This window comes from Desulfomicrobium baculatum DSM 4028 (genome assembly GCF_000023225.1).
GTDB classification, from domain to species: domain Bacteria; phylum Desulfobacterota; class Desulfovibrionia; order Desulfovibrionales; family Desulfomicrobiaceae; genus Desulfomicrobium; species Desulfomicrobium baculatum.
Genome location: NC_013173.1, coordinates 2,249,200 through 2,265,451 on the forward strand (window position 1 = coordinate 2,249,200; position 16,252 = coordinate 2,265,451).

Annotated in this window: 17 protein-coding genes; 3 read left to right on the forward strand and 14 right to left on the reverse strand. The window is 56.0% G+C overall.

The features are described 5' to 3' along the window. Positions 1-80: 80 nt before the first annotated feature. Genes DBAC_RS09785 through DBAC_RS18405 form a run of 8 tightly spaced genes read right to left on the reverse strand, consistent with a single transcriptional unit; the run spans position 81 to position 6,913 of the window. On the reverse strand, positions 81-1,094 hold the full coding sequence (locus tag DBAC_RS09785) for an FAD:protein FMN transferase (protein ID WP_015774133.1): 1,014 nt from the start codon (positions 1,092-1,094) through the stop codon (positions 81-83). Between the two features lie 27 nt (positions 1,095-1,121). Beyond that, positions 1,122-2,003 carry an RnfABCDGE type electron transport complex subunit B gene (gene rnfB / locus DBAC_RS09790; protein WP_015774134.1) on the reverse strand — a complete coding sequence of 294 codons (882 nt, stop codon included), beginning with the start codon at positions 2,001-2,003 and terminating at the stop codon, positions 1,122-1,124. A gap of 15 nt (positions 2,004-2,018) precedes the next feature. Beyond that, positions 2,019-2,594 (reverse strand): electron transport complex protein RnfA, encoded by a 576-nt coding sequence (locus tag DBAC_RS09795; protein ID WP_015774135.1) that lies wholly within the window; start codon positions 2,592-2,594, stop codon positions 2,019-2,021. An 18-nt stretch (positions 2,595-2,612) separates the two neighbouring features. Further along, complete coding sequence (rsxE, locus tag DBAC_RS09800) at positions 2,613-3,332, reverse strand: electron transport complex subunit RsxE (RefSeq protein ID WP_015774136.1); 720 nt, start codon at positions 3,330-3,332, stop codon at positions 2,613-2,615. A 32-nt stretch (positions 3,333-3,364) separates the two neighbouring features. After that, the gene (gene rnfG / locus DBAC_RS09805; protein ID WP_015774137.1) at positions 3,365-3,946 is read right to left on the reverse strand and encodes an RnfABCDGE type electron transport complex subunit G; all 582 of its coding nucleotides are present in this window, start codon (positions 3,944-3,946) and stop codon (positions 3,365-3,367) included. Between the two features lie 6 nt (positions 3,947-3,952). Next, complete coding sequence (locus DBAC_RS09810; RefSeq protein ID WP_015774138.1) at positions 3,953-4,909, reverse strand: RnfABCDGE type electron transport complex subunit D; 957 nt, start codon at positions 4,907-4,909, stop codon at positions 3,953-3,955. A 50-nt stretch (positions 4,910-4,959) separates the two neighbouring features. After that, positions 4,960-6,156 (reverse strand): 4Fe-4S dicluster domain-containing protein, encoded by a 1,197-nt coding sequence (locus DBAC_RS09815; RefSeq protein ID WP_015774139.1) that lies wholly within the window; start codon positions 6,154-6,156, stop codon positions 4,960-4,962. A gap of 7 nt (positions 6,157-6,163) precedes the next feature. Continuing rightward, entirely contained in the window at positions 6,164-6,913 is a 750-nt protein-coding gene (locus DBAC_RS18405) for a cytochrome c3 family protein (RefSeq protein WP_167320932.1), read from the reverse strand. A 378-nt stretch (positions 6,914-7,291) separates the two neighbouring features. Here DBAC_RS18405 and DBAC_RS09830 point away from each other — a divergent pair, with 378 nt between their 5' ends. After that, positions 7,292-8,263, forward strand: coding sequence for a calcium/sodium antiporter (locus tag DBAC_RS09830; RefSeq protein ID WP_015774141.1), 972 nt, complete (start codon positions 7,292-7,294; stop codon positions 8,261-8,263). 60 nt (positions 8,264-8,323) lie between these two features. Here DBAC_RS09830 and DBAC_RS09835 read toward each other — a convergent pair whose 3' ends face one another. The 3 genes from DBAC_RS09835 to DBAC_RS09845 all read right to left on the reverse strand — a co-directional run bounded on the left by DBAC_RS09835 (position 8,324) and on the right by DBAC_RS09845 (position 10,718). Then, a complete protein-coding gene (locus DBAC_RS09835) occupies positions 8,324-8,701 on the reverse strand; it encodes a hypothetical protein (RefSeq protein WP_015774142.1) in 378 nt (125 codons plus the stop codon). An 81-nt stretch (positions 8,702-8,782) separates the two neighbouring features. Beyond that, entirely contained in the window at positions 8,783-10,156 is a 1,374-nt protein-coding gene (locus DBAC_RS09840) for a PFL family protein (protein ID WP_015774143.1), read from the reverse strand. A gap of 10 nt (positions 10,157-10,166) precedes the next feature. Further along, the gene (locus tag DBAC_RS09845; RefSeq protein ID WP_015774144.1) at positions 10,167-10,718 is read right to left on the reverse strand and encodes a glycine cleavage system transcriptional repressor; all 552 of its coding nucleotides are present in this window, start codon (positions 10,716-10,718) and stop codon (positions 10,167-10,169) included. Positions 10,719-10,864: 146 nt separating this feature from the next. On the opposite strand from DBAC_RS09845, the gene purT reads away from it, so the two are divergent. Next, complete coding sequence (gene purT, locus DBAC_RS09850) at positions 10,865-12,046, forward strand: formate-dependent phosphoribosylglycinamide formyltransferase (protein WP_015774145.1); 1,182 nt, start codon at positions 10,865-10,867, stop codon at positions 12,044-12,046. Between the two features lie 150 nt (positions 12,047-12,196). Next, positions 12,197-12,733 (forward strand): DUF2059 domain-containing protein, encoded by a 537-nt coding sequence (locus DBAC_RS17920; protein ID WP_015774146.1) that lies wholly within the window; start codon positions 12,197-12,199, stop codon positions 12,731-12,733. Between the two features lie 64 nt (positions 12,734-12,797). Here DBAC_RS17920 and hysD read toward each other — a convergent pair whose 3' ends face one another. From hysD to hysB, 3 genes are all read right to left on the reverse strand, one after another. Further along, positions 12,798-13,265, reverse strand: coding sequence for a NiFeSe hydrogenase maturation protease (gene hysD, locus DBAC_RS09860; RefSeq protein ID WP_015774147.1), 468 nt, complete (start codon positions 13,263-13,265; stop codon positions 12,798-12,800). A 113-nt stretch (positions 13,266-13,378) separates the two neighbouring features. Next, on the reverse strand, positions 13,379-14,923 hold the full coding sequence (gene hysA, locus DBAC_RS09865; protein ID WP_015774148.1) for a NiFeSe hydrogenase large subunit HysA: 1,545 nt from the start codon (positions 14,921-14,923) through the stop codon (positions 13,379-13,381). A 15-nt stretch (positions 14,924-14,938) separates the two neighbouring features. Further along, complete coding sequence (gene hysB / locus DBAC_RS09870; protein ID WP_015774149.1) at positions 14,939-15,886, reverse strand: NiFeSe hydrogenase small subunit; 948 nt, start codon at positions 15,884-15,886, stop codon at positions 14,939-14,941. Positions 15,887-16,252: the final 366 nt, after the last annotated feature.

A 16,252-nucleotide genomic window follows, 5' to 3' on the forward strand; every position in this document is an offset into this window, starting at 1 on the left:
TAAACTGGAGTATCATTTTCTAAAAAGAAAAGCCGGCTTTTGGCCGGCTTTTCTGCTCGTTAGAATAATAATTCAGTGTGTTAGCTCCATAAAGGAGAAGCAAGGCGCGCACCGGAGGAGGTCACCAGCAGACAGGAATGACCGGGCAGCGATGAGGTCAGACGCAAAGCCTCGCGCGGTGACATGAGACTCAGCGACGTGGCCAGGCCGTCAGCCTGCATAACCGTGGGAGCCTGGACGCTCACGCTTCTGATGTACTGCGGGGAAGCGCCGGTCTCGGGGTTGATCAGGTGAGTCGATTTGCGGGAAGAATCAAAAAAGACTTCATAACCGCCGGATGTTGCCACGGCGCCCGAACGCATTTCGATGACGGCAGGATAATCGCCCTGCTTGTTTGGATCTTCGATGGCAATGCGCCACGGACGACCGTCACCTTTGGGCGAGCCCTGGACGCGAATGTCTCCGCCGGCATCGACCATGTAATGAGCAACTCCGAGCGCGCCCAGCATTTCTGCCGCTTTGTCGGCAATGTATCCTTTGGCTATTCCGTCAAGAGTCGCGCTCATCCCGGATGTGGTGAACTTCAAATCCGATCCGCTCTGCCGCACTTGGGTGGAATCAACCAGAGCCAGGGCCTCTTGAAGTTCCTTTGCGTCAGGCTGCCCCTTGGTGCGTTCCATGAGGTTGACAACAGGTGCCACAGTCATGTCGAAGCGTCCACCGGATTGACGGTGCAGCGTGCTTCCGTGAGCCAGGACGTCCAGCAGTTCCCGCGGAGATCCGGAAAGGCGTCCGTGAACATTCAGGGCGGACAAGGCGGTATTGGAATCAAATCGGCTCAAAATGCCGATCAAACGATTCATTTCATCAAAAGCGCGGCCAATGGCTTCTTGACCCTGATTCTTACTTGGGGCCATGACGGTCATGCCGACAATCGTTCCCATGAGCATGCGCTTTTCGGTGGTCATGACCAAGCCGCTCGCAGCCATGGCCGGAAGCACGCGCAACGCAGGAGCCAGTGCTGCTCCACCGGCGAGCACAGCCAGTTTTTTCAGAAAATCACGGCGGTCTTGAGTGTGGGTCCCATGCTTCATATTTATGCTCCGATTCTGTGGCGTGGGTTAGGCGTTCAGGTCCGCGACATGTGATTCTTCGGGATAACGCGCGGGCTCCATGTCGGGCGCGGCCGACATCAACTCGGGATTCAGGCAGCGCAGAATATTGCGAGGACATATCTCCACGCAAATCTCCTTGCAGGAGGGACCGTAAGCCAGACACGCCTTGTGATCGATGGAAATGCGATCATCGACCATGGAAATGCACTTGGCCGGACACTTCTTGATGCAGGCGCCGCAGCTGATGCAGCCAACTTCACAGACATCCTTAACAGCCTTGCCCTTGTCCTGGGATGAACAAAAAACCATGACGCGTGAGCGCCTGGGAATAAGCTCAAGAATCGAGTTCGGGCAGGTGCGCACGCACGTGCCACAGCTGGTGCATTTATCCGGCGCGATGTGGACCAAATCATTCTCGATCCACATGGCGTCAAAGGGACAGGCACGCACGCAGTCGCCAAAGCCGAGACAGGAGTACTTGCAGGCATCGGGGCCGTCCTGAACCAGTTTGGCGGCGGCACAACTCTCAATGCCAAAGTAATCAAACTTTTTGGCGACATTGCCTTCGACTTTGATACAGCGCCTAAACGCCACCTCAGGATCGGAATCACCGGCGGCCTTGCCGGTGAGTTCCGCCACTTTGGTGGCGACATCAGGGCCGCCGGCACAACATTTGTTGGGCGGCATGTCGGGGTCATTGATGACCGCTGCGGCATACGCTTCGCAGCCGGCAAATCCACAACCGCCGCAATTGGCGCCGGGAAGTGCTTCGGTGACAACCTCAATGCGAGGGTCTTCCTCGACATACAACACTTTGGACGCAATGGCCAAAATACCAGCCGAAGCGAATCCCAAGCTGAAAAGGGTCAAAACGGATACAGTAATCATAAAGGATTCTCCACCTTAGGCTATCATACCCTTGAACGCCATGAATGCCAGCGACATGATCCCGGCCATGATCAGGCCGATGGGAACCCCACGCATGGCGCGGGGAATCCTGGTGATCTCGAAACGCTCCCGTATACCTGCCAATACGACAAGCGCGAGCATGAAGCCCGTTCCGGCCGCAACAGCGTAAAGCAACGAAGTGACAAAATCATATTCTTTGCGCTGTACGAGGATCGCCACACCCAACACCGCGCAGTTCGTGGTGATGAGGGGCAAAAAGATGCCCAGCGCCTTGTACAGAGGTGGAACCATCTTTTTAAGGAACATTTCGACGAACTGAACAAGAGCAGCAATAACCAAAATGAAAACGATGGTCTGCAGATATCCAAGATTAAATGGAAGCAGAACATGTTTTTGAATTAGAAAGGTGAACAGAGTGGCCATTATGGTCACGAAAATGACCGCAGCACCCATGCCGATGGAGACGCTCTTCTCTTTTGAACAACCAAGGTACGGACAGTTACCGAGATACTGAGCCAGTACGATATTGTTTACGAAGATGGCCGAGATGAAAAGCAAGAAAATATCCATATGCCGTCGCTCCCTTTTTTAGCCTTTGGCTGCTTCAAGCCGTTCCAGCTTCTTTTGGTTGACGATTTTCTCCAACCCTTTGCAGGCAGCGCAACCAGCACAACCCGCGTCGAAATTGGGATCAAGTTCAACGCCCTTACGCTTGGCCTGCCAGACATTGAGAAAATTCATTCCGGCCAGAATCAAACCCAGACAGACAAAGGCTCCTGGTGCTTGAACCATGAACGTGAAGGGATGAAAATCCGGCCCGAACAGTGACATACCGAACCATGTGCCCGAACCAAAAATTTCACGAAGACTGCCAAGGAAAGTGAGAGACAGAGTAAAACCGATTCCCATCCCAAGCCCGTCAGCCAAAGCGAGGAGAGGGGGATTTTTTGCCGCAAAAGCTTCCGCACGACCAAGAATGATGCAGTTTACGACAATAAGTGGAACAAATATGCCCAACTGCTGATAAAGCGGATAAGCGAAAGCTTGCATAAGCATTTCGACAGTAACAACCAGAGAAGCCGCAATGGCAATAAAACAGACGATGCGGACTTTTTTCGGAATAATGTTTCGCACGAGCGAAATAATGACGTTGGAAAGAGAAAGAACAAAAATAACCGCAGCCCCCATGCCCAGACCGTTGTTGGCAGTGGTCGTCACTGCAAGGACAGGACAAAGGCCCAGCACCAGACGGAACGGTGGAAGTTCATTCCAGAGTCCTTTGGTGAATTCTTTCATCATACTGGCCATGAAAAATCTCCTTGGGATGATTAACCGCCGGGTTACCAGGTGGTCTTGATCGTATCCTTGAGGGCTGCGTACCAACCTGCAGCCTGCTTAACCGCATCCGCAGCGCCAATGGACGAAAACGTCGCTCCGGAAATGGCGTCGATGTCGCCGCCATCCTTTTTCAGCGTAGCTTTCGCGGGATCCTTGGCCTTGAACTGCTTCGTGAAGGCCGGTTCTTCAATACGAGAACCAAGACCCGGCGTTTCTTTATGAGTCGTGACGCTGATGCCGACGAGATTATCCGCGGCAACATCGAACCCCACAAGCACGTTCACATCCCCGCCATACCCTTTGCCGGAAGCCTCTATGGCCACGGCCTGCAATTTGCCACCCTTGAAAGAAGGAAACACAATGATCGTCTCGCCTTCGCTGCCTGGTTTGGGCATATTCTTTCGATCCGCGATGGGATCATTGTCACCCTGCAGAAAAATCTGCTTCAAAGCCGGGCCCTGGACATTGGTCAGGACCTGTTCCTCGATGATTGGCGTGGTCCAGACCTTGAGCCCGGACAGGACGAAACCCGCAAGACCGGTGATGGCGGAAAGCACAACCACCATTCGTACAATTTCCATCATGCCGTGCTACCTCCCGCCGAAGGGTTTGGGTTGGATGAGATCAAAAAGCGGCGTGCAGAGATTCGCCAGCAGGATCGCAAAGGGCACGCCATCGGGATAGACGCCGTAGGTGCGGATGATGATCACCATCACGCCTCCGAAAAAACCGAACAACAGCATGGGTAAGCGCCAGGCCGGAGACGACGAAGGATACGGCATCAGGAAGAAAGCCGCCAAAAGAGTGCTCCCCGAAAGGAGGTGAAAAAGCGGGGAAGCGTAGTGCTGGGGGTCGATGAGGTTATACACCGTCCCGGTCAGGATCACTCCCGCCAGGAAAGAAACCGGAATAAACCAGCGCACCACCCCTCGGGAAAGGAGATAGACGCCTCCGATAAGAACCATCAAAGCCTGTGAGGCGCCCAGGGCGCCAAGGTTCTCGCCCAGCAGAAGACTCATGGGAGTCACGGAGGAGATGGCGTCGAGGCCGAAATACTTGAGGTCGCTCAAGGGCTCGATCAGATCCCATTTGAGAAGCATTCCGTTCAAGTCCATGAAATCCGGCCAGGAGATGGCCAAAACAGCCCAGCCAAGCGCGGGCGCGCAGATCGGACTGCCGCCGTACCCGCCGAAAACCATGCGACCGAGAATGATCATGATCGCACTGCCGATAACCACCATCCATACCGGGGCGGTGGCCGGAAGCAAAAAGGCGAAAAGCAGTCCATCCACCAGGGCGCTGAAGTCATCGGAGGTGGGGGCCTGTTTCATGATCTTTTGCACGAGAGCTTCGGTGACGATGGCTGTAAGCCCTGCCCAGGCCATGACCTCGACCGCATCATATCCGTAGCGGTACACGGCCATGGCGATCACCGGCAAAAGGGCCAGTAGCGTCTGAAGCATGTTCTTTTGAAGCGTTCTTCCGCTATGCCAAAGCGGAGCCGTGGCGACGGAATAGATTTTCTTGGAAATATCCTGGCTTGCCATGTGCTTTTATCCTTCCTTGTTCATGTCTGATTGAAACGATGCGGGAAGCATCAGTCCTGCAATCTGCATGTAGACACTGCTTCGTCCTGGGCAGTCAGCTGCTTCTTGGCCAGAAGCAGGTACTGCATAACCGGACGATTGGCCGGACACACGAAAGTACACATGCCGCATTCAAGGCAGGCTTCGACATGCTGTGAGCGGGTACTTTCAAAGATATTGAATTCGGCATACCGGGAAATCATTCCTGGTTGAATGCGAGCCGGACAAACCAGGACGCACTCGCCGCAGTTGATACAGGGATTGGGCTGAACAGAAGGATAGAGGCCATCCCGAACCAGAGTCACGGCAGTGCAGTTTTCCGGTATGCCCACGCTCAGATCGCTCAACGCCTCACCGCGCATGGGACCATTCAGAGCCAGCTTCCATTCCGGGCCTTGCTCGACGCCCGCGGCATTCAACAAGTCCTGCACCGGCATGCCGGTGGGCACCCGATACACCTTCCCGCCGACAGTGACCGCGGCTTCCATGAGGGGAAGCTTGGTGGTCGCCACAAGACCGACTCTGTAGAGCGCGGAAATGGAAATGACATCGACGTTGTCAGGTCTTTCTGATCCGGTCGCCGCATGAACGACCAAAGGATCGATGGTGGCCGGATAAACGTCGCTGGCGTTGACGGTGGTGCACCCGTGTAATGAGATCTGCTTGCCGCTGGCAACAACCAGCTTCACCGTTCCGGGCTTGATGGCGCGTTCCAGAATCTGCAGACCGGCCTTCAAGGTATCCTGGGCATCCCTAACCAGCTGTTCGCTGACCAGCACGCCGGGCTCGGGATTGAGACCGTTAATGATCAATGCACGTGAGGCATGGAACCTGCTCGTGTCGATGCCAAGTTCCAGCAGCTTGCGGCAAAGTTCTTCGTTGGCGAGCGAGTCCAGCTCCGCGCAGGGTTCCGGCCGAGCGGGAACCACAGCCTCTTCACCCTCTTTGGGTGCGGGGATGGGACCGACGACGATGGCGTCGGGAAGCACATCTTCAACAATGCCGTCGATGGAGGAATGGACAAAGCCGATGCCGTAAGCGCTCGTCGAAGGATTTTCCGCGACGACTTGGCCGCGGCCCACGATTTGTTTCTTCTTGACGATGGGTTTGTGTTTTTTCTGAATCGGAATCCGTACCAACGTGGGCGTCGGCACGTTCTGCAAAACGTCCTTGATTTCGACCGAGGTGTTCAGGCGTAATTTCATCATGATGGTCTTACCTGGTATGACAGCGGGTACACGATTTTTCGCCAAAAGGTCCTTTCCCAGCCTCTTCGTGACACGTCATACACTGATCGTGAAACGAATCCATGCGATGCGGCAAAGGCGTGGCGTCAGTATCGAAATGACACGAATTGCAGGACGGCTGCAGGGTTCCTGCCTTGCCGGGCAGCAATTCATGACACTCGTTACAACCTTCCAATTTCTGTTCGTACATGTCGGCATGACAACTCTCGCACTTGGCGTGAACGGCATCGCGCAAGGCGGGCGTGTCGCCATCGGCTTTCTCGCCATGACACTGGTTGCAGGCACCCGGCTCGGCCTCGATGTCCGTGTCGTGATGGCAATCAGTGCAGCTCGAAGCATACTGCTCCGCATGGTCGTCATGGCTGTAGGTAAGCTTGCCGAGTTCGGCATGATGACAACGCGTACAGGTCTCCTCAGGCAATGTGGTCTGGTGATCCGAGGAGAACTTCGCATCAAATTCCGTCGCATGACATGAGCCACACGGCAGCGGGGTCAAACCAGGATTTTCACTCTCGTGATGGCATTTGGCGCAGTTGCCGCCATCTTTCTCAACGTACTGCACATGACGAGAATGGGTGAAAACTACATCGCCGCCCTTGTTGTCCAACCGAAGACGAACAGGCAGCTCTTCCGAAGGGGCTGGTGCAAACTGACCACCCAGGGCCAGAAGCGCCAACAGACCGCAGACAATGGTGATGGGTACGTAACGTTTTTTCAAAACAGTGTCCTTGTGCTCCGGTTTGACGCAACTAAAGACAGGATGCTTCACTCAAGCATCCATCTCCCACAGAATAATAACGCAAGGCAGCTTTTTCCCGTCAAAAAGCCTGCTCCAACAGGACGCCTATTCAATTATCGATTTTTTGTAAACATAAATCTGAAATGATTTTTAAACTCAACTGTTTTGCTCAGAATATCCCCGTCATACGCCAGTCTTGGAGCGGCCTCGATTCAGCCGAAAATGACGTCTGGACCTCTGCATTTTTTCGCGCCATGATCAAACACGCATGTCGCGCTGCAAGTCAGCGTAATTATCGTCGAACCAGCATCCGGAATACCAAGCGCCCGGATCAAATCTTAGCGGACACGGTGTCATATGCTTATCCCTTTTCTCGCTCTTTGTGCCGGTTTGGCCCTGCTTGTCTGGAGTGCGGACCATTTCATCGACGGCGCGGCCAGCGTCGCGCGCCATTTTTCCATGCCCCCGCTACTCATCGGCATGATCATTGTCGGCTTCGGGACGTCAGCCCCGGAAATGGTCGTCTCCGCGCTGGCCGCCATGAACGGCACACCCGGCATTGCTCTGGGCAATGCTTTCGGTTCGAATATCACTAACATAGCTCTCATCCTCGGCTTCACCGCCCTGCTCAAACCCATCGAGATCCATTCCCAGGTGCTGCGCAAGGAATTGCCGTTGCTCACAGCGGTGACCGCAGTGACGGCATACCTTATTCACGAAGGAACCCTCACCCGCACTGATGCCGTGATCATGCTGGTTCTTTTTGCCGGGCTCATGTTCTGGACCGTGCGACAGGGAATGCAAACCCAGGGAGACCCCTTTGGCGAAGAGATGGGCAACGAATTATGCGCGCAGTGCATGCCCCTCGGCCGCGCCTACTTTTGGCTCGTCACAGGACTTGTTCTTCTCATCGGCAGCTCCCGCCTTTTGGTATGGGGCGCGGTGGAGATCGCGCACGCCCTCGGGGTGAGCGACCTCATCATAGGTCTGACCGTCGTCGCGCTGGGCACCTCGCTTCCGGAGCTGGCGTCCTCGATCATCGCCAGTCGCAAGGGCGAACATGATATCGCGCTGGGCAATGTGCTGGGCTCAAACCTTTTCAACACCTTGGCCGTGGTCGGAATCGCCGGCGTTATCCGCCCCATGGACGTTGAACCCGGAGTCATTTCACGTGACATTCCGGTCATGACCGCCCTTACCCTTTCCCTGTTCCTGATCGGCTTCAGATTCAAACGACCCGGCCGCATCAACCGCTATGCGGGCGCAGCCCTGCTGACGTGCTATATCGGATACACTGCCTTTCTGGTCAGAACGACTCTCTTCCCATAACAACAAAGAGAGGCCCGCAAGCTTTCGCTTCCGGGCCTCTCTTCGACGTATCTTCCAAGTTCACTTCGCGGCGTGAAGATCCTCGCCAATCTCCTGCAACATCAGGCGGATGGCTGCGAGTTTGTCGCGATGCTTTCCCTCCAGACGCTGATCCAGGTCATCGGTGGCATGCGCCATGGCCCGAACCTGATTTTCCATGGTCATGAGCGATGTCCGTCGCGGGAGCGTGCCGAGCTCGGCCACCTTGCCGTCCAGCGCGGCATGCCGGGCGTCGAGTTCCAGCACGGCGCTGTTCAACGATTTAAGTTCGTCGATCTCCCGGCCAAGCCCGGCCACGTTTTGGTGCAGGGCGTAAAAAAAGACAAAAAGAAGCAGGATGGTGCAGGCAGCAAGCCCTGCAGCCAAGCGGTCCTTTCCGAACACGTCTTTTGATTCCATGATACCTCCCAATCAGCACTCGTCTGAAAAATACCGAATTTCAGCAATCGGAATAACGTGAAACAAACGGCAGGCTCAGGGTCAGTTGATGAGAGCCTGCAAAGGCGCCGGAATGCCTCCACCCCGGTTAATGAAGCCTGCGGAAACGCCGTTGCTGCGCACGGGCATGATTTCGGCCTCGCCCAGCAAGCCCCCGAAATGAACCCGGTCGCCGGCCTTTTTGCCGGGCACCGGGATGAGGCGACAGGCCGTGGTCTTCTTGTTGATCATGCCGATGGCCATCTCGTCAGCAATGATCGCGGACAAGGTTTCGGCCGTGGTATCGCCCGGCAAGGCCACCATGTCGAGCCCGACTGAACACACGGCGGTCATGGCTTCCAATTTTTCAAGACAAAGGTGTCCGGCGGAAGCGGCAGCCGCAATGTTCAAATCCTCGCTGACGGGGATGAAGGCGCCGCTTAAGCCACCGACTCGCGAACTGGCGAAAGCGCCGCCCTTCTTGACCGCGTCGTTGAGCATGGCCAGGGCCGCCGTGGACCCGGGCACGCCGATGGCTCCCAGGCCCAGGGACTGAAAAATTTCGCCCACGCTGTCGCCGACGTTGGGTGTCGGGGCCAGGGAAAGATCGACAATGCCGAATTCCACGGCCAGAATGCGGGCCACTTCGCGGCCGATGATCTCACCCACGCGAGTGACCTTGTAGGCCGTGCGTTTGATCACGTCGGCCAGTTCGCCCAGATGCGCGCCCGGATTGTCCTGCAAGGCGCGGTCAATGGCCTTCTTGACCACGCCGGGGCCGCTGACGCCGACATTGATGACGGAACTGGCCTCGCCCACGCCCAGATACGCGCCGGCCATGAACGGCACATCCTCGGGGATGTTTGCGAAAACCACCAGCTTGGCGCAGCCCAGGCCGTCACGGTCGGCCGTGCGCGCGGCAGCGGCCTTGATGGTCCGCCCCATGAGGGCCACGGCGTCCATGTTGATGCCAGCCCGGGTGGTGGCCACATTTATGGATGAGCACATGCGATGGGTGATATCCAGGGCCTCGGGAATGGCATCGATGAGGGCCAGATCGCCTTTGGCCATCCCTTTTTCAACCAGAGCCCCGAATCCGCCGATGAAATCGACGTTCACGTCCTTGGCGGCCTGATCCAGGGTCTTCGCCACCTCGACCATGCCCCGGCTGTCGAAGGGAGCGGCGGCCACGGCGATGGGACTGACCGAAATGCGCTTGTTGACTACGGGAATGCCGTAACGGTCTCCAACTTCGTCGCACACGGTGACCAGATCTCTGGCCAGGGTGGTGATGCGTTTATATATGGTATCGGTAAATCTGGACAGGTCGTGGGACGCGCAGTCGAGCAGGCTGATGCCGAGCGTCACTGTGCGTACGTCCAGATTCTCGTTCTTGATCATGGAAAGGGTGGAAAGAACCTCGCGGTCGTTGAGCATGCCTGGTCTCCTAAACTCTGTGAATCGTTTCAAATATGTCACGGTGCTGGACCGACGCGTCAAGTCCGAACCCGGAACACGTCTCCTGCATGACCCGCCGCAGGTGGCGATGCTCCACTCCCGCGGGGACATCGACCTCGAAGATCATGATCATCTCGTCCACGCCGTCTTCCTGGGTGATGATGGCCCGGAAATGAACCACGTTGCACGCGAGCGAAGCAATGGCCTCTGTCACGGCGGCGATGGTCCCGGGCTTGTCCACGCCTCTGGTGGTTATGACAAAGGGCTCCGTCGCAGCGACCGCAGCCGGAGCGGAAGCCGCCATGGGGCGCAGGTGGGCGCTGAGTTCCATTTCTCCCAGAGCGGCGTTCAGGCTGCTCCCGATTTCATCCAGTGGATGGCCTTCCGGGTTGAGAACGATAAAAATGGATGCGAACTCGGTTTGCAGGATGGTCTGGCTGACATCTTCGATGTTGCAACCATGGGTAAACAGGATGGTCGATATTTTTGCCAGGATACCCGGCTTGTCTTTGCCGATGACCGACAGCACGAATTTATTCATTGATCCTCCAAATCGTGGGAAAGTCCTGGTCTATTGCTTGGGGCGCGGGCATGCGTCAAGCCTTATCCCCACGCCGCGCTGGCCAAACAAAGTGGAAAAGGCTAGGTGGCTGGCACCTTAGTACATCAACCCCACCCGAGGTAATAATGACACAAATAGGAACCCCGCTCTCCCCTTCAGCCACCAAGGTCCTTCTGCTCGGCTCCGGCGAATTGGGCAAGGAGGTCGTCATTGAACTGCAGCGACTTGGCGTGGAAGTCATCGCCGTGGACCGATACGAAAATGCCCCGGCCATGCAGGTTGCGCATCGCAGCCACACCGTTTCAATGCTGGACGGCCCTGCTCTGCGCAGGATCATTGAGACTGAAAAACCGAATTTCATCGTCCCCGAAATCGAAGCCATCGCCACCGACACCCTGGTGGAACTTGAAGCCGAAGGGTACACCGTCATCCCTACCGCCCGCGCCGCAAAACTGACCATGAACCGCGAAGGCATCCGGCGCCTGGCCGCCGAGGAACTGGGCCTTCGGACTTCGCCCTACCGCTTTGCCGCGACCTACGAAGAATACATGGACGCCATCCAGACCGTGGGCACCCCTTGCGTGGTCAAACCCATCATGAGCTCCTCCGGCAAAGGGCAATCTGTGGTCAAGGCTCCCGCCGATGCCGAGAATTCCTGGAAATATGCCCAGGAAGGCGGCCGCACGGGCAAGGGCAAGGTCATCGTCGAAGGATTTGTCGACTTCGATTACGAGATCACCCTGCTCACCGTGCGCCACACCGGAGGAACATCATTCTGCGCCCCCATCGGCCATTTCCAGAAAGATGGAGACTACCAGCAATCCTGGCAGCCTCAACCCATGAGCGAGGCGGCCTTGGCCGAGGCCAAACGCATGGCCGAGGCAGTGACCGGAGCCCTGGGCGGACGCGGGATTTTCGGCGTGGAATTCTTCATCAAGGGCGACACCGTCTATTTCAGCGAGGTTTCCCCCCGCCCTCACGACACTGGGCTGGTCACGCTTATCTCCCAGGATCTCTCGGAATTCGCCCTGCACGCCCGCGCCATCCTCGGACTGCCCGTACCGGTCATCCGCCAGCTCGGACCCGCCGCCTCCAGTGTCATCATGGCCGAAGGATCTTCGAATAGCGTGTCGTTCGGCAATCTTGAAGCCGCGCTGTCCGAGCCGGACACGGACGTAAGGCTGTTTGGCAAACCCGAAGTTTCCGGTAAGCGGCGCATGGGCGTGCTCGTCGCCCGCGACGAAAGCCTGGAAAAGGCCCTGGAAAAAGCCAAAAAAGCCGCCAAGGCGGTGACGATCACACTCTGAGGCGTTTGGAGGCCGAGGATTGTCTTGTCAACGCCTGTGGCTTGGCATAGACAGCTTCGGTCCTGGCGATATCCGCCGCACCCACCCGGCGCGAATCCGGCACGCAGGCTTTGACAGCCGGACCGCCGCCGAGCCCCACAAGGAGACAACATGTTGAAAAAATTTGCTTTGCTTCTGTGTTTGATGCTGATCTGCAGCACCGCCTACAGCGGTGAAAAAGAACATCGCGCCCTGGCTGAAGAACTGATCAAAATCACCGATGGCGACACCGTCATGGAAAAGATGAAAGCCCAGGTGACCATGATCTTCCAGCAGATCGCGTCCCAGATGAACATTCAGGAAGCCGACAAGCCCAAGCTGGAAAAATACTCGGCCCGCTTTGACGCCATCCTGAAAGAAGAGATGTCCTGGGAAAAGGTCAAGACGCAGTATCTGGACCTCTACACCTCCGTTTTCACCGAGGAAGAAACCAAAGGACTGGTTGACTTCTACAAATCCGACCTGGGCAAGAAAGTCACCGCGAAGATGCCCGAGCTCATGCAGCAGAGCATGACCGTGGCCCGCACCTATATGCAGGGCGTGGTACCCAAACTCGAAGAATTGACCGAGGAGATGCGTGTGGAGTTCGAGGGCGCGAGTTCCCCGGCCCCGGCCACGCAGGCTCCGCAGGAAGAGAAAAAGCAGTAAGTCCCCTTTTTCGTGCTCTGCAAAAGGCTCCCCCGGCATCCCGGCGGAGCCTTTTTTCATGCCTTCAGGACACGAGCGCGCGGATTTCGCGGCGCGCTGCCTCCAGAAATTTCGGATACTTATCCTTGACGGGAGCCGACAACTCCATGGACCACTCGCTGATGGTCAAGGGTTCGATGCCGATGACCATGAGTTCGGGTTTGTTTCCCAGCAACTCCGCCATTTTCAGCGAATCCAGCAGATCGATGTCATGCAGCGACAGGCGCTGCTGATAATTGTCCCGCAGGTTCTCCTCCGTAAAACGATACACCGTTCCGGGTTCCCGGCCGCCCTTGACGGTGTCGAGCACAAGAACGCGTTCGTATTCCTGAAAAATATAAAAAATATCCTGAGTAAAGGTGGCTCCGTCCAGAAAATCGACCTTGTCCGGATCCCACTCATTTTCCTGGCCGAGTTCCTTGACCGCGTGCACACCTGCGCCATCGTCGGTCAAGAGAAGGTTGCCCACTCCGAGCACCAAAAGTCGTTTCATGCCATACTCTCCACATCCAGCGTTCTCGCGGCAGCAATCATCTGCGCTGTCGTAATTTTGATCCTAAAAAAAAGGGCCGGTTTCCCGGCCCTTCATGGTTCATTCAATCCGCGTTAGTCAATGTTGACAACGTGTTCTTCACCGGTCTCAGCGTGCAGCACGTGCACGGCACAGCCCAGTCACGGGTCGTAGGAGCGAACCAGGCGCCCCACATTGACGGGATTCTTGATGTCGGGAACCGGCACGCCGATGAGGGCTTCCTCGATCGGACCGCGCTGGCCCATGTCATCTCTGGGGTTGGCGTTCCAAAGAGTCGCAGACACGATCTGATAATTCTCGATCTTCTTGTCTTTGATCTTCAGATAGTGCAGCAATGCGCCGCGGGGAGCTTCCGTGAAACCGGTGCCTTCGGCGGCATCCGGAATCTCGGACTTGACGTAGGTTTCGGCGCCGGGCTGAACCTGCTTGAGCCATTTTTCAACGGCAACGGCGGTAAGCCAGGTCTCTTCCGCACGAGCCACGTGGCGGCCCATGATGGAGAAAGCCTTGTCGCCCAGATCGCGGAAGTTCTTGGCTTCAATGCCGTAGAGTTCCTTGAGCAGCTTCTGGCCAACGGGGCTCAGTTCCGGGTTCTGGACCCACATGCGGGCCAGCGGACCGACTTCGCAGGGCTTGTCCTTGTAACGGGGAGCCTTGACGAAGCTGTATGCGCCGGGCTTGTCCGGATTGGGATTCGTCTCGCCGACGCTGTAGTGCAGGCCGCCGGGAGCGGAATGGTCAAAGAAGGAATGTCCGACATATTCCTTGACCAGCTTGGAATCGAATTCCTCGTCCTTGCCGTCGATGTAGACACCGGGTTTGAGCAGGAAGGTCTTGTAATCGTCGTCTTCGGGGAAAACACCGAAAGCGATGACGTTCTTCCAGCCGATGCCGGTCTCGAACAGATCGGTGTACACGGAACCCAGAGTGTAGATCAGAGGCAGATATTCCTCGATCACGAATTTCTGGACTTCCTTGAAGCGGGCTGCGTATTCGGCAACCTTGTCCGCTGTGGGAATCTCGGTTGCACCGCCCACGACCATGCCCTGAACATGAGGCATGCGACCGCCGAACATGGCGACCATCTCATGACAGATGCGGCGGATTTCCAGTGCCTTCAGGTACTGATTCAAGCCGTAGGTGTTGGTTGCATCGGCCTTGGCTCCGTCCTTGATGCGATCCGTCAACAGATCCGCATTGGCGTAACGGGGAACAAAGGGGGATACATCGGGGCCCTTGACATAATCCAGGGCGGCCAAGTGATAAAAATGCAGAATATGAGACTGCAGATAGTTGGCGCCGAAGATCAGGTTACGGGTAATGCGGCCATTGGTGGTTACTTTGACGCCGAAGGCGTCATCCTGGGCCATGACGGAAGCCGTACAGTGCGCCGTGGGGCACACGCCGCAGATGCGCTGTACGATCTGGGAAGAATCCCTGGGATCGCGGCCGCGCAGAATCTGCTCGAACCCACGGAACATTCCGCCGGAACACTTGGCATCGACGACCTTGCCGTCTTTGACTTCAACTTCAATCTTGAGATGACCTTCAACCCGGGTCAACGGATCAATGGAAATCTTAACTTTCCCGTCAGCTGCGGGAGTAGCTGCTTGTGACACGTGCGTCCTCCTTGATTATTCCGCTACATAGAAAGGAGACTTTCCGTCCGGAAAGTCCGGTTCCACACAGCCGATACACACGGCGTTCTCGACACACCAGTTTATGCCGTTGTTCCAGCGACGCTTGGCGCAATCGGCATAGGTGGACGGACCCTTGCAGCCAAGTTCGGCCTTGCAGCCCGGCTTGGTGAAGGTTTCCGCGAATTCGGAGTTGTCGTATTTATCAAGATACGGACAGTTCTCGTGGATGTTGTCGCCAAAGAACAGCAGCGGGCGGCCGTCATCATCCAATTCGGGCAGGGGATGCTCGGTCGGATTGAGGACATGGCTCCATGCGGCAACCAGAGTGCCGACCATCCAGTCCGGATGGGGCGGACATCCGGGCACGTTGACCAGCAGTTTTTCGATCTTCTCTTCGGCAAAGAAGTCACGCACGCTCTTGGAGCCGGTGACGTTGCCTGCAGCCGCGGGAATGCCGCCGTAAGCGGCACAAGTACCTATGGCCACGGTGGCCAGAGACTTGGGTGCCAGATCCCGGATCAGTTCCATCATGGTGATTTCATGATGATGCCCTTTGGCATCCAGAGTTTCACCGACAACGCAGTAGCGACCTTCCTTGGCGGTGGGGATGGCACCTTCCACCAGCAAGAAAAAGTTGCCGTTAAACTTTTCAGCAATTTCGTACATATGCGCCAATGCCATCTCACCTTCACTTGCCATGACGGTGGGATGGAACTCAAGGCTGATCACATCCAGCAGAATCTCCTTGATTCTGGGATGGACTGCGTTGAGCAGAGAAACGGAGCAACCAGTACAACCCTGTCCCTGTACCCAGATGACCGGAGCTTTTTTGGCTCCTTCGGTCATGGCGTGCACGATGCCCGGATGATAAATCTGGGAAATTCCCAATCCGGCGACACCTGCGGAGCACAGTTTTACGAACTCACGTCTGCTAAGACTCATACCCTCCTCCTTCAAAAAGGTAATAGCGTGCAGAGACTTCGGCCTTTTTTTCACGAGCTGTCAGATATCCTTAAATTTATTGATATGTCAACGCACTTTGGATCGAAAATCACGATCACTCCAATCTGCGCACAGCAACAGATACAGAGCAGCAATTCGTGGCATGATAATACAATGTGAACAGATAAAATGTTACTTATTAAAAATAAATAACACAATACTGTTTTGCTTTATTCACCTTGATTATCGAAATTTCCGCAAAAGCGTGCGTGTCATATGATTGATTGCTTCGAAAAAACGGGGGTCCGCAAAAAGTCATTTCATCACGCGAGAAATCACTTATTCTCGGGCAGGTAAAATATAAAA

Bases quoted from the DNA above. Each gene is read 5' to 3' on its own strand.
- DBAC_RS09785 (WP_015774133.1), bottom strand. From the start codon at position 1,094: ATGAAGCATGGGACCCACACTCAAGACCGCCGTGATTTTCTGAAAAAA.
- rnfB (WP_015774134.1), bottom strand. From the start codon at position 2,003: ATGATTACTGTATCCGTTTTGACCCTTTTCAGCTTGGGATTCGCTTCG.
- DBAC_RS09795 (WP_015774135.1), bottom strand. From the start codon at position 2,594: ATGGATATTTTCTTGCTTTTCATCTCGGCCATCTTCGTAAACAATATC.
- rsxE (WP_015774136.1), bottom strand. From the start codon at position 3,332: ATGGCCAGTATGATGAAAGAATTCACCAAAGGACTCTGGAATGAACTT.
- rnfG (WP_015774137.1), bottom strand. From the start codon at position 3,946: ATGATGGAAATTGTACGAATGGTGGTTGTGCTTTCCGCCATCACCGGT.
- DBAC_RS09810 (WP_015774138.1), bottom strand. From the start codon at position 4,909: ATGGCAAGCCAGGATATTTCCAAGAAAATCTATTCCGTCGCCACGGCT.
- DBAC_RS09815 (WP_015774139.1), bottom strand. From the start codon at position 6,156: ATGATGAAATTACGCCTGAACACCTCGGTCGAAATCAAGGACGTTTTG.
- DBAC_RS09830 (WP_015774141.1), top strand. From the start codon at position 7,292: ATGCTTATCCCTTTTCTCGCTCTTTGTGCCGGTTTGGCCCTGCTTGTC.
- DBAC_RS09835 (WP_015774142.1), bottom strand. From the start codon at position 8,701: ATGGAATCAAAAGACGTGTTCGGAAAGGACCGCTTGGCTGCAGGGCTT.
- DBAC_RS09840 (WP_015774143.1), bottom strand. From the start codon at position 10,156: ATGCTCAACGACCGCGAGGTTCTTTCCACCCTTTCCATGATCAAGAAC.
- DBAC_RS09845 (WP_015774144.1), bottom strand. From the start codon at position 10,718: ATGAATAAATTCGTGCTGTCGGTCATCGGCAAAGACAAGCCGGGTATC.
- purT (WP_015774145.1), top strand. From the start codon at position 10,865: ATGACACAAATAGGAACCCCGCTCTCCCCTTCAGCCACCAAGGTCCTT.
- DBAC_RS17920 (WP_015774146.1), top strand. From the start codon at position 12,197: ATGTTGAAAAAATTTGCTTTGCTTCTGTGTTTGATGCTGATCTGCAGC.
- hysD (WP_015774147.1), bottom strand. From the start codon at position 13,265: ATGAAACGACTTTTGGTGCTCGGAGTGGGCAACCTTCTCTTGACCGAC.
- hysB (WP_015774149.1), bottom strand. From the start codon at position 15,886: ATGAGTCTTAGCAGACGTGAGTTCGTAAAACTGTGCTCCGCAGGTGTC.